Origin of the sequence: Aeromonas sp. 5HA1, assembly GCF_029237245.1 — a bacterium.
Lineage (GTDB): Bacteria > Pseudomonadota > Gammaproteobacteria > Enterobacterales > Aeromonadaceae > Aeromonas > Aeromonas salmonicida.
This window is the reverse complement of sequence record NZ_JAACFW010000006.1, coordinates 35,605-47,792: the sequence shown is the minus strand read 5'-3', so window position 1 is coordinate 47,792 and position 12,188 is coordinate 35,605. Positions and strand designations below refer to the sequence as shown.

General features: G+C 57.6%; 7 protein-coding genes. All 7 read right to left on the bottom strand.

The features are described 5' to 3' along the window. Nucleotides 1-31 precede the first annotated feature (31 nt). On the bottom strand, nt 32-4,873 hold the full coding sequence (locus GWQ27_RS07210; protein WP_275907014.1) for an NAD-glutamate dehydrogenase: 4,842 nt from the start codon (nt 4,871-4,873) through the stop codon (nt 32-34). Between the two features lie 278 nt (nt 4,874-5,151). Beyond that, nucleotides 5,152-5,373 (bottom strand): DUF2835 domain-containing protein, encoded by a 222-nt coding sequence (locus tag GWQ27_RS07205; protein ID WP_005315647.1) that lies wholly within the window; start codon nt 5,371-5,373, stop codon nt 5,152-5,154. A gap of 113 nt (nt 5,374-5,486) precedes the next feature. Beyond that, nucleotides 5,487-8,111 carry an aminopeptidase N gene (gene pepN, locus GWQ27_RS07200; protein WP_275907013.1) on the bottom strand — a complete coding sequence of 875 codons (2,625 nt, stop codon included), beginning with the start codon at nt 8,109-8,111 and terminating at the stop codon, nt 5,487-5,489. 136 nt (nt 8,112-8,247) lie between these two features. Further along, nucleotides 8,248-10,263 carry a carboxy terminal-processing peptidase gene (prc, locus tag GWQ27_RS07195; protein ID WP_021138725.1) on the bottom strand — a complete coding sequence of 672 codons (2,016 nt, stop codon included), beginning with the start codon at nt 10,261-10,263 and terminating at the stop codon, nt 8,248-8,250. An 8-nt stretch (nt 10,264-10,271) separates the two neighbouring features. Beyond that, nucleotides 10,272-10,904 (bottom strand): RNA chaperone ProQ, encoded by a 633-nt coding sequence (gene proQ / locus GWQ27_RS07190; protein ID WP_017412180.1) that lies wholly within the window; start codon nt 10,902-10,904, stop codon nt 10,272-10,274. Nucleotides 10,905-11,010: 106 nt separating this feature from the next. Beyond that, nucleotides 11,011-11,469: a GAF domain-containing protein gene (locus GWQ27_RS07185; protein WP_005315627.1), complete on the bottom strand. Its 459-nt coding sequence runs from the start codon at nt 11,467-11,469 to the stop codon at nt 11,011-11,013. Nucleotides 11,470-11,579: 110 nt separating this feature from the next. Next, the gene (locus GWQ27_RS07180; RefSeq protein WP_275907012.1) at nt 11,580-12,038 is read right to left on the bottom strand and encodes a hypothetical protein; all 459 of its coding nucleotides are present in this window, start codon (nt 12,036-12,038) and stop codon (nt 11,580-11,582) included. Nucleotides 12,039-12,188 lie beyond the last annotated feature (150 nt).

Below are 12,188 nucleotides of genomic sequence, written 5' to 3'. Positions count from 1 at the left end.
AAGCCCCGGCAACTGGCCGGGGCTTTCGGGGTTATGCCGAGGTTCGGCAATTCAACTGGAGCAGGTTCAACTCTCGCAAGGCCACCGAGAACTTGGCGAACTCGTGGGTACTCGTGGTCTTGAAGTCGGCCAACATATGGGTCCAACGGGACAAGAGTTGCTCATGCTCCGAAATCCAGTCGGCCAGTATGGTAGCGCATTCTCCCTGCTCTTTGCACCCTTCCAGTACCACAGATGTGAGACTGCGTTGCTGCCAGTCCAGATCTTCACGGAACGATGCCCGTGCCATCGCCTGCCAGTGATTGCCCACAGGCTGATGGTTGATCTGCTCGAGGAACCAGTGCAGATCCAGCTTGGCACCGAGACGATAGTAGACATTGGCGGCACGCAATATGTCGGTCTTGTGCTCAGCGGCAATCTGCGCCAGATCCAGGCTGGAGAAGAGACTGCTCATATGGGCCACCTGACGGGCGATGGCATCCGGCACCTGCTTGGCCACCAGCGCAGCGACTGCCTGCTGGTGCTCTGCGACCTCGCTCTCGTCCATCACCTCGTAGAGGTGGGTCGCCAGGGTCTCGAACGCCGGACGGAAGAAAGCGATGTTCTCAGCGATGCTCCAGCTGCGATTGCGGGCACGCAGGAACCAGCGGGTGGCGCGGCGCACAATGCGACGGCTGTAGAACATCAGCTCGAGCTGGGTCTGGGCATCCACCAGGTTGTCACACCCTTCGATGTCACGCCACAGGGCCCCCAGGCCAAACACCTCACGGGCCATGGCGAAGCAGCAAGCCACTTCCGCCACGGAGGCACCTGTCTCGTCCTTCATCCGGCTGGCGAAGTTGAGCCCCATGTCGTTGACCAGCATGTTGGCCACCCGGGTCGCAATGATTTCGCCACGCAGCGGGTGCTGGGCAAGCGCGGCACCAAACTGCTGCTGCAACTTGGCCGGGAAGCTGGTGACCAGCATGTTGGCCAGGAAAGGCTCCTCGGTGATCTCAGGGCAGTTGAGCTGCTCCTTGAGCACCATCTTGCCATAAGCCACCAGCACCGCCAATTCGGGTCGGGTCAAGCCCTGCCCTGCCGCCATCCGCTCGGACAGCTCCTCATCGGAGGGCAGGAACTCCAGCCCCCGATCCAGCTTGCCTTCGCGCTCCAGCCCCTGGATGAAGCGTTGCTGCTCTTTCAGTTGCTCGGTGCCACGGAAACTGGTGACCGAGATGGACTGGGACTGGCGGTAGGCGTTGGTAATGACAATTTGCGCCACATCGTCGGTCATCTCATACAGTATCTGGTTGCGCTGCTTGAGGGTCATATCACCGGCAGCCACCAGCTGGTTGAGCAGGATCTTGATGTTGACCTCGTTGTCGGAGCAATCCACCCCGCCCACGTTGTCGGTGAAGTCGGTGTTGATGCGTCCACCCTGGCTGGCGTATTCCACCCGGCCGAGCTGGGTAAAACCCAGGTTGCCACCCTCGCCGACGATGCGAGCACGCAGGTCGCGACCATTGACCCGCAGTACATCATTGCTGCGATCCCCCACTTCGGCGTCGCTCTCGCGGGCGCTCTTCACATAGGTGCCGATACCGCCGTTCCAGAGCAGGTCCACATTCAGACAGAGCAGCGCCTTGATCAGCTCGTTCGGGGCCATGCTGGCCTTGTCGGTACCAAGCAGTGTCTGGATCTGCGGGCTCAGCTTGATGGACTTGGCCGAGCGCAGGAAGATGCCCCCCCCTGCCGAGATGAGGTCACGGTTGTAGTCATCCCAGCTGGAGCCAGGCAGTTCGAACAGGCGCTTGCGTTCGACGAAGCTCTTGGCTGCATCGGGGGTCGGGTCGATGAAGATGTGCATGTGGTTGAACGCACCCACCAGCTGGGTGTGCTCGGAGAGCAGCATGCCGTTGCCGAACACGTCGCCGGCCATGTCACCCACCCCTACGCAGGTGAAGTCGGTGGTCTGGCAATTGATGCCGATTTCACGGAAGTGACGCTTGACCGATTCCCAGGCACCACGGGCCGTGATCCCCATCTTCTTGTGGTCATAACCGACCGAGCCGCCGGAGGCGAAGGCATCGCCCAGCCAGTGGCCATACTCCTGGCTTATCTCGTTGGCGATGTCGGAGAAGGTGGCTGTCCCCTTGTCAGCCGCCACCACCAGGTAGTAGTCATCCTCGTCGTGACGTACCACGGATTTGGGCGGGATCACCTCGCCCTGAATGATGTTGTCGGTGACATCCAGCAGACCGCGGATGAAGAGGCGATAGCAGGCCTTGCCCTCTTCCTGGATAAGGGCGCGGGCTGCCCCCACCGGCATCTGCTTGCAGTAGAAGCCGCCCTTGGCGCCCACCGGCACTATGACGGTGTTCTTCACCTGCTGCGCCTTGACCAGACCCAGCACTTCGGTGCGGAAATCTTCCTTGCGATCGGACCAGCGCAGGCCGCCACGGGCCACCTTGCCCCAGCGCAGATGCACCCCTTCCACCCGCGGCGAATAGACGAAGATCTCGAATTTGGGCAGCGGCAACGGCATGTCGGTAATACTGGCCGGTGCCAGCTTGAAGGAGATATAGGGCTTGATCTGCCCAGCCTTGTCCAGCTGGTAGTAGTTTGTGCGCAGGGTGGCGTCGATCATCTCCACAAAGCGGCGGATGATGCGATCGTCGTCCAGGTTCGCGACTTGATCCAGTTTGGCCGCCAGCTGATCATGGAGCTTGGCCTGTACCTTGGCATCTTGCTTGCCAGCAGGATCGAGGCGGTGCTCGAACAGGGTAAACAGCAGTTGGGCGATGTCAGGATAACGGGTAAGCGTCTCTTCGATATAGGACTGGCTGAAGGAGACACCGGTCTGGCGCATGTATTTTGCATAGGCACGCAGCACAGAAACCTGACGACCCGTGAGGCCGGCCCCCAGTACCAGACGGTTGAAGCCGTCATCTTCCAGCCCCTTGTTCCAGACGGCGGCGAAGGCTTCCTGGAAGCGCTGCTGGCTCTGCTCCAGATCAAAGGGCTGTTCACCGCGCAGCAGCATGGAGAAGTCGAGGATCCAGAATATATCCCCTGAAGGGGTACGCACCTGATACGGGGTCTCACCGATCACCCGCAGCCCCATGTTTTCCAGCATGGGCAGCACATCGGAGAGGTGAATGGGCTCGGTGCGATGGAACAGCTTGAGGCGAACCCGGCGATCGTTCTCTTCTTCCTGAGCGCGGTAAAACAGCATGCCCAGCGGTTCGGCTTCGCTCAGATTATCCAGCGCCATGATGTCGGCCACGGCAGATCCCGGCAGCACATCTTCCTTGTAGGCACGGGGGAAGGCGCTGCTGAAACGGCCACGCAAGGCATTGCCGCGGGCCTCGCCATAATGGGAGAGCAGCACGGAGTCGAGTCGGTCGTCCCAGCTGCGGGCAGCTTCAATCAGGTTGTTCTGTACTTCGTTCACGTCCACATCCACGTTGTTATTGTTGACCCGCACTATGTATTGGGTCCGCGCCAGCACACCTTCGGAGAAGTAGACGTTGAACTCCACCTCTTCGCTGCTGCCGAAATATTTCTGCAAAATCTGCTGGGTCTTGACTCGCAGCGCCGTGTTGTAGCGCTCCTTGGTGACATAGACCATGCAGGAGAAGAAACGACCGTAAACGTCGCGGCGCACGAACAAGCGCAACATGTCCCGCTCCTGCATCTCCAGCACACCGAGGCCGGTGGCCAGCAGCTCCTCTTCACGAGCCTGGATCAGCTCGTCGCGGGGGTAGGTTTCCAGCACGTTGAGCAGCGCCTTGTAGGCGTGTGAACCCTTCTCGTGACCGGAGGAGGCCATGATGCGTTCCAGCCGGTGGCTGATAAGCGGGATCTGGGTAGCACTGGTGTTGTAGATGGAAGAGGCGTAGAGACCGATGAAGCGATCTTCCCCTACTACCTTGCCGTGCTCGTCAAAGCGCTTGATGCCGATGTAATCCACATAGGCAGGGCGGTGGACGCGGGACTTGCTGTTGGACTTGGTGAGGATAAGCAGATCGGAGCTCAACGCAGCATGGCGGGCGCTGGCCGGCATATTGCCAAGGCGCTGCCCCTCATCCTTGATGGAGTTCTTCATCAGGCCCAGGCTGGATTCCGGCAGCGGCAGTATCTCGTGATCGCCCTCCACCGCCTTGACGTCATAGCGGCGATATCCCATCAGGGTGAAGTTGTGGGCGGCCACCCACTTGAGGAAAGCCACACAGGAGTTGACCTCCTCCTTGCTGACCGGGTTCTTGCGCTTGGGCAGCTCGTCGATGATCTCGTTCAGGCGACCCAGCATGGGTTGCCAGTCCCCCACCGCCAGTGCCACTTCCCCGGCAACCGAGTTGAGCTCGGCAGCCAGCGCATCCATCTGCTCATCACCGGTCAGGTGATCGATCTCGATGAGGAAGGCGGTTTCGACCGAAGTTTGTCCGGCCGTATTGTCGAGATCCAGAATGGCGCTGATCTTGCCTTCGTTGCCACGAATAAGGTGCAGCGGCTGGTGCAGCATCATGTGCGCCGTGATGTTCAGACGCTTGAGTGCCATCCGGATGGAGTCCACCAGGAAGGGAGAATCCTGCAGTATGATCTCGACTATGGTGTGGGGAGACTGCCAACCGTGGCGGGTCAGCTCGGGGTTGTAGACCCGGATGTAGGGTTGTGTGCTGGTACGCTGGTTGAGCGCATTCCACAGGCTGAGCGCGGCGCCGTAGAGATCGCTGTCATTGCGATCGTGCAGATCGGTGCTGGCCATGTTGCCGTAGAACTTGGCAACGAAGCATTCGACCAGGGAGGCACTCTTCTTGGGCAACTTCTGATGGATCAGGCTGAGAACGTTTTCGAGCAGAACTGAGGTAGGGGCGTCTTTCAATGCCATTGCTATATTCCTTATCGGACGACATGAACCACCGACGGAAAGACATCCACCCTGGATGCCCACCGGTACAGAGTTGCTGCGAAGTGTAATGTCTTGGATCAAGGAAGGCGAGCAAAGGTGATAACGACTTGTTAAAAACAAGGGGCAGATCACGGCTTGAGCTGTGAAATATTTTGCCAATTTGGCAAAAAACAGAAAATCCCACTGGGTGATTACGGATTTACCGGATAGATAGTGACTGAAAGCAGATAATTACTCGGGATCCTGTTCGAATTTTGTTAACTTATGCGTTCCAGGCTGATAAAGCGATAATCATCCTGTGTTTTCAGCCGAAAATAGCCGTATACCCCACTGATAGTGACAAATGGCCGGATTTTTTCCAAGGCCAGCTCTATGGTGAGCCCCTGTTCGGTACGTACCACCAGCCGCCTGGCGTGCCCCTGATACATCAATAGTATGTCATCGCTACTGAGTGACAGCCGAAAGGTAAACTGCTTCAACACTGACTCCTTCTCGATAGCGCCCGACCATGATGCTGTCACTGCGGCGCCTTGCTCGATGGTGTTTTCAACAAAAAGGGCAGGAGAGCCAGGCTCCCCTGCCCCGTCAACACTTACTGCTGTAGTGCCTTGCTCACCTTCTCGAACAGATCCCGTGCCAGTCCGTCCAGGTTGAACAGCCGGAGCAGCTCTGCGCGGATCAGGGCCTTGCGCCCTTCATCCAGTCGCTTGAACTGAATGAGCGGTGTGATGAGGCGAGAAGCAACCTGGGGATTGACCTCGTTGAGCTCGATGAGGATATCGGTCAGGAAACGGTAACCACTGCCATCGATGGCGTGGAACTGCACCTGGTTGCTCATGGCAAAACTGCCGATCAGTGCTCGCAGCCGGTTCGGGTTGCGAATGCTGAAGGTGGGATGGGCCATCGCCTGACGAACCTCACTGAGGACATCGGTCGCCGGTTTGCTGCCCACCAGTCGCAGCCAGTTGTCCAGTACCAGCCCATCCCTGGCCCATTTGCCTTCAAAATCGGCCAGCAGTTCGGAACGGCACGGCAGCAGATAGCCGTTGGCCACCTGCAGCGCCGCCAGGGTATCGGTCATGTTGTCGGCATTGGCGTATTGCTGGCGCACCAGCGCATCAGCGTGCGCGGCATCCAGTGCCGCCAGATAACCGAGCACAACCCCTTTGAGCGCACGCTTTGCCATATCGGCATGCACCACCTGATAGCCTTGCAGTTGCAGGCTCGCATAGGTGGTTGCCAGCCGAGCACCGAACGCGGCGGCAAGACGAGCATGAATAGCATCCCGCACCTGATGGATGGCATCGATATCGGCCACCTCGAACAGCTCGGCCAGGGTAGCTTCCCCCGGCAGGGCAAGGATCTCGGCCTTGAGTGCCGGATCCAGCGAGGCGTCGTCCAGGATGGTGACAAAAGCTGCCAGCAGGGGCTCGGAGACATCGACTCCCTGTCCGTGCTGCACCTGTACAACCCCTGCCATCACCGCCTTGTTGATCAACATCTGGGCCGCATCCCAACGGGCAAATTCGTTGCGTGCATGGCGCATCAGGAAGGCCAGTGCCTCATCGCTGTAGTCATAATGCAGCTTGACCGGCGCGGAGAAATCCCGCAGCAGGGAAGGAACCGGCTTGACTGTCACCTTATCGAAGATAAAGGTCTGCTCTGCTTCGAGCACGTCAAGCACCTGGCCTATTTCCTTGCCCTGATATTGCAGCGGGATGACGGCGCCATTTTGGTCATACAACTCGATGTCGAGGGGGATGTGCAGCGGCAGTTTCTGTGGCTGATCCTGAGTCGGCGGCGTGTGCTGGCTCACGTGCAGGCGATAAACGCCGCTGTCGGCATCGTACTCGTCGGACACGGTGAGCTCGGGGGTGCCGGACTGACTGTACCAGCGGCGGAAGCGACCGAGATCCACCCCGGAGGCATCTTCCATCGCCTGCACGAAATCATCACAGGTCACCGCCTGACCGTCAAAGCGCTCGAAATAGAGGCGCATACCCGCCTGGAAATTGTCTTCTCCCAACAGGGTATACAGCATACGGATCACTTCCGACCCTTTCTCGTAGACGGTCAGGGTGTAGAAGTTGTTCATCTCGATCACCACATCCGGGCGGATGGGGTGGGCCATGGGGCCGGCATCTTCGGCAAACTGCGGACCGCGCACGGTACGCACATTGTTGATGCGGTTGACACCACGGGATCCCAGATCGGAAGAGAACTCCTGATCCCGGAACACCGTCAGCCCCTCTTTGAGACTGAGCTGGAACCAGTCGCGGCAAGTGACCCGGTTGCCGGTCCAGTTATGGAAGTATTCGTGACCTATGACCCGTTCGATACCGTGGTAATCGCTGTCGGTGGCGGTGACCGGGTTGGCCAGCACGAACTTGGAGTTGAAGACGTTCAGCCCCTTGTTCTCCATGGCGCCCATGTTGAAGAAGTCCACCGCGACGATCATATAGATGTCGAGGTCATATTCGAGGCCAAAGCGCTGCTCGTCCCAGCGCATGGAGTTGATCAAGCTCTCCATGGCGAAACCGGCTCTGTCCAGGTTGCCCTTGTCAACGAAGATCTCGAGGGCCACCTTGCGGCCGCTCTTGGTTGTGTAGTGGCTGCGCTCTACATCAAAGTCACCGGCCACCAGAGCAAACAGGTAACTGGGTTTTGGGAAGGGATCCTGCCACTGCACGAAGTGGCGACCACCATCCAGCTCACCGCTGTCGACCTTGTTGCCGTTGGAAAGCAGGAAGGGATACTTGGCCTTGTCGGCAGTGATCCGGGTGCTGTAACGGGCCAGTATGTCGGGGCGGTCCAGATAATAGGTGATGCGGCGAAAACCTTCGGCCTCGCACTGGGTGCAATAGGCATCACCTGACTTGTAGAGTCCTTCCAGCGCCGTGTTGGCGGCAGGATCCAGCAGGGTGACTATGGTCAGCACACATTCAGCCGGCAGGTTAAACAGGGTCAGGGTATTCTCCCCCTGTTCGTACTCTTGATAAGGCACGCCATCCACGCTGACACTGTGCAGGGAGAGCCCCTCACCATCCAGTACCAGCGGCTCATTATGTTCACCGTTACGGCGCAGACGGGAGATGGCGGTGACCTGGGTCAGCGGCTCCTGCAGTTGAAAATCCAGATCGATGCTGTCGATCCAGTAGAGCGGAGCCTGATAATCCTGGCGATATTTGGCCGTCATGGCCTGGGAGTGATCGGTCATTATTGTTTGCTTCCACGCTTGTAATTGACGTGTCAGAGGCTGTCACAACCGGTTGGCAGGGTCAAATAGTTTGCATTCAGCCAAAAGAAAGGGCGACCTGAGTCGCCCTTGTGTACCTGTTATTGCCAAGCCAACGTCAGCCTTGTTTGCTGAGTTTGGCCAGATCCGCCGTGATATTGGCCGCTTCGATCAGATACTCGTCGGGGGCTTCAAAATCAGCCGGCAATTCGTCGAGACTCTTCACCGCAGGTTTGCCAAGGCGTGCCAGACGTTCGTTGGTGCGCAACAGCGCCTTCTCGTCCTGCTTGGCCTGCTCTGCCAGACGTTCCGCCTCATTGAGGGAGACAGACTTCTTGTCCTGCTCCACCTTGTAGTCGGCGATGTCCTGCATCACATAGGCAAACTCGGGATCCTTGGCGATCCGTGCCTCGTGGGCCGTTTTCAGCTTGGGCAAGAGGCTGGCGAAGTTACCGAGCTTTTCGTAACTGGCCGAGGCAATCTTGTCCCAGGGCAAGGCGTTGAACTCGCGACTTTCACCCGTCTCATCCGGTGCTACCGCAGTGGGGAAACCGATGTCGGGAGCGACGCCCTTGTTCTGGGTGCTGCCACCGTTGATCCGGTAGAACTTGGCAATGGTGTATTGCACGTGACCCAGGGGCTGCTCGTAGAAGTCATAGACCTTGGCGAGGCTGCGATGTTGCTGCACTGTGCCTTTGCCGAACGAGTTTTCGCCGAGGATCAGGGCGCGACCATAATCCTGCATGGCGGCGGCAAAGATCTCGGATGCAGACGCGCTGTACCTGTCGATCATCACCGACATGGGGCCACCGTAATAGATGTTGCCATCGTCATCGCCATTGACCGTGATACGGCCCATGTGATCACGAATTTGCACCACGGGCCCGCCAGCAAAGAAGAGACCGCTCAGGGCAGAGGCTTCGGTCAGCGCACCGCCGCCGTTGCCGCGCAGATCGACGATCAGGCCTTCGATCTTCTGCTTGTTGAGGCTGGAGATCTCCTTGATCACGTCATCGTGCAGGTTGACGTAGAAACTCGGGATTTCGAGCACCCCAATTTTCTTGCCTTCCGCTGTGATCACTTTGGACTTGGCGGCCCTGTCTTCCAGGCGCACCTTGTCGCGGGTCAGCTCGATCTGTTCTGTCTTGACGCCGGCGCCCTTGCCGCGCTGGATCTCCAGCTTGACCTTGCTGCCTTTGGGTCCCTTGATGAGCTCGACCACGTCATCAAGACGCCAGCCAATCACATCGACAATCTTGCCGTCGTCCTGCCCTACCCCGGTGATCTTGTCATCGGGTTTGAGGTGGTTGGACTTGGCAGCCGGGCCACCCGGCACCAGGGAGCGAATGACGGTAAAGTCATCCTCTGCCTGCAACACGGCTCCGATGCCTTCCAGCGAGAGGTTCATCTCGGTGTTGAAGCGATCGGCGCTGCGCGGGGAGAGATAACTGGTGTGCGGTTCGATGGCACGGGCGAAGGAGTTCATGAAGAGCTGGAACACATCCTCGCTCTCGGTCTGGGACATCCGCTTGATGGCGTTGTTGTAACGCTTGCCAAGCAGCTCCTTGATCTCGGGCCACTCCTTGCCGCTGAGCTTGAGGCTCAGGGCATCGAACTTGACCCGCTGGCGCCACAACTCGTTGAGTTCGCCTTCATCTTTGGGCCAAGCCGCCCCTTCCCGATCAAAGAGGTAATTGTCGGGCTGGGTAAAATCGAAAGGGGTATCGAGCAGTTTGAGGGCGTATTCGAACCGCTCATAACGCCGCTGCTGACTCAGATTGAACATCTCGTAAGCAGGCGCCAGCCGTCCTCTTTCGAGATCGGTGTCAAAGCCGTTACGGTACTTTTCAAAGCGGCTGATATCAGAGGCCAAAAACAGGTTTCGGCTGTAGTCCAGATTCTCCAGATACTTGTCGTAAATCACGGAGGAAAAGGCATCGTCCAGCTTGAACTGCTTGTAATGCGAGCGGGTAAACAGATTGGCAATTCGCTTGCTAGCCGTAGCATGTTGGCTCTCTTGAGCCAACACAGGCAAATCACTTTCCTTGAGCACCGGCTCGATGGCCTGTGCAAGCCCGGCAAGCGCCAGGCTACAGGCAACGAGGGAAAAACGAATTACGCCATGCTTCAACATTTGTCTCCTTAGAGAACCAGATGCTCAAATTTGACCCGCAGCATCATGCCGGTCTGCAGTTGGACCTGAACGTCATCCTTGGTCACTTCCTTGATGGTCGCCGGCACCGGAGACTTGCCCAGCACGACCCTGACACCCTGATCCACTTTCAGATTGGCGGCATCGACCTTTACCAGAGGCGCATCGGCAACGACTGCCTTGGGTGCGGCCTTGGGCTTGTCAGATTTGGCGGCAGCATCGGCCTTGCGCGGGGCAGGACGACGGGGCTGCTTGGCCTTCTCTTCTTTATTGTTGGTGCGACGGCTGGCAAAGACACGCTCTTTGCTCTCTTTCAGCGCTTGCTTGGCGTGTTCGATGTGCTCTTCGGTGAGCAGCTCGCCCGGGTTGCCGTCCAGATCGACACGGGCCTGGCCGGCTTTGAGGCCATGCAGGTAACGCCAGCTGGAGGTGTATTGACGCAGTGCAGAGCGCAGCATGGTCTTGGAGACTCTGGCATCGTCAGCGAGACGCTCGGCCAAATCCTGGAAGATGCCAATCTTGAGCGGCTTGGCCTCTCCTTCAGCGATGAAGCAGGCCGGGAACTTCTCGACCAGGTAGGCAACGATCTCTTTACTGTTCTTCAGCTTTTCAGTGTTTTCCATGTATAACCTTGGCTTTCATATAAACGCGCGGGTACGCCCGAGCACAACACAACAAAGGCCCCATTATAGAGAGCTTGGGGCCTTTTGCGAACCATCTAGCAATGACTTAGAGCATGCTTTCCAATATTTGCACCGTTTCTTCGAGTCCAATCCGGTCTTTCTCATCAAAACGGTTAAAAATTGGACTGTCGATATCGAGCACGCCGATGATCTCGCCACCACGGCGCACCGGGATCACGATTTCGGCATTGCTGGCACCATCGCAAGCGATATGCCCTTCAAATTGATGCACATCGTCAATGAGCTGGGTTTTACCCTCAGCAACCGCAGTGCCGCATACCCCACGCCCGACCGGAATACGCACGCAGGCCGGTTTGCCCTGGAAGGGCCCGAGTACCAGAGTATCTCCCTGCAACAGGTAGAAACCCACCCAGTTGATGTCGGTCAGCTCCAGTGCCAGCAAGGCGGAGAGATTGGCCAGATTGGCAATGAGGTCCGGCTCCCCTTCCAGCAGCGCCTGCGCTTGCTGGTTGAGTCCGCGATAAAATGCTTGTTTTTCAATCATGATTAAATGAACTTCACTCCTTGATAATCTGTGCAAGGTAACGCCCTGCCTGAAAATTTCAAATCAATTTTCACTTCAACCCCATCCCTCTTCTTATTAAAGATGAGGATTTAGCGGGCAACCGAGAGCGCCAGCTGCTGGCGCTGGCCATTGTTCCACTCGATATTGAGCAGCCAGACCATCATCGCCGAGGTACAGGATCCCACCATGGTCGTCCCCTGCCAGCCAGTGTCTGTGGACTCGAAACTGAGCGGTATAGTCCCCATGAACATGTCCCGCCCCTCCAGCCAGGCTTTTACCGGTTTGATCCCCGGATCCCCGCCCTGAAGCAGTATCATGAAGTCATGTTCGGCCTGTACCGGCAGCGACGCGATACTGACGGTCAAGGGTTTGTCACCCAGAACCATGCTGCATGAGGTGTGAGACAGATCGCAGATTTGATCTTTTTCTGATCCCGCCACCTGGGCCTGCCCCCCGCCAAACCAGGTTCGATAGGCAACCAATCCGAGCAAAATAGCCAGGACGATCGCCAAGTGCACAATTTTGCGTGAAGTGAGTCTCTCTTTCATGAAAAAACAACCCTTTAAGATGCCTGAAAAATGACATTTTCGTGATCTCGCGCAAGGTAATTTATTAAGCAGGCGGGACCCGACGGAGCCAAATATATCACTGTTTATACTGTTATTTTACCTGTCGGTTCAGTATCATTCCCATTGAAT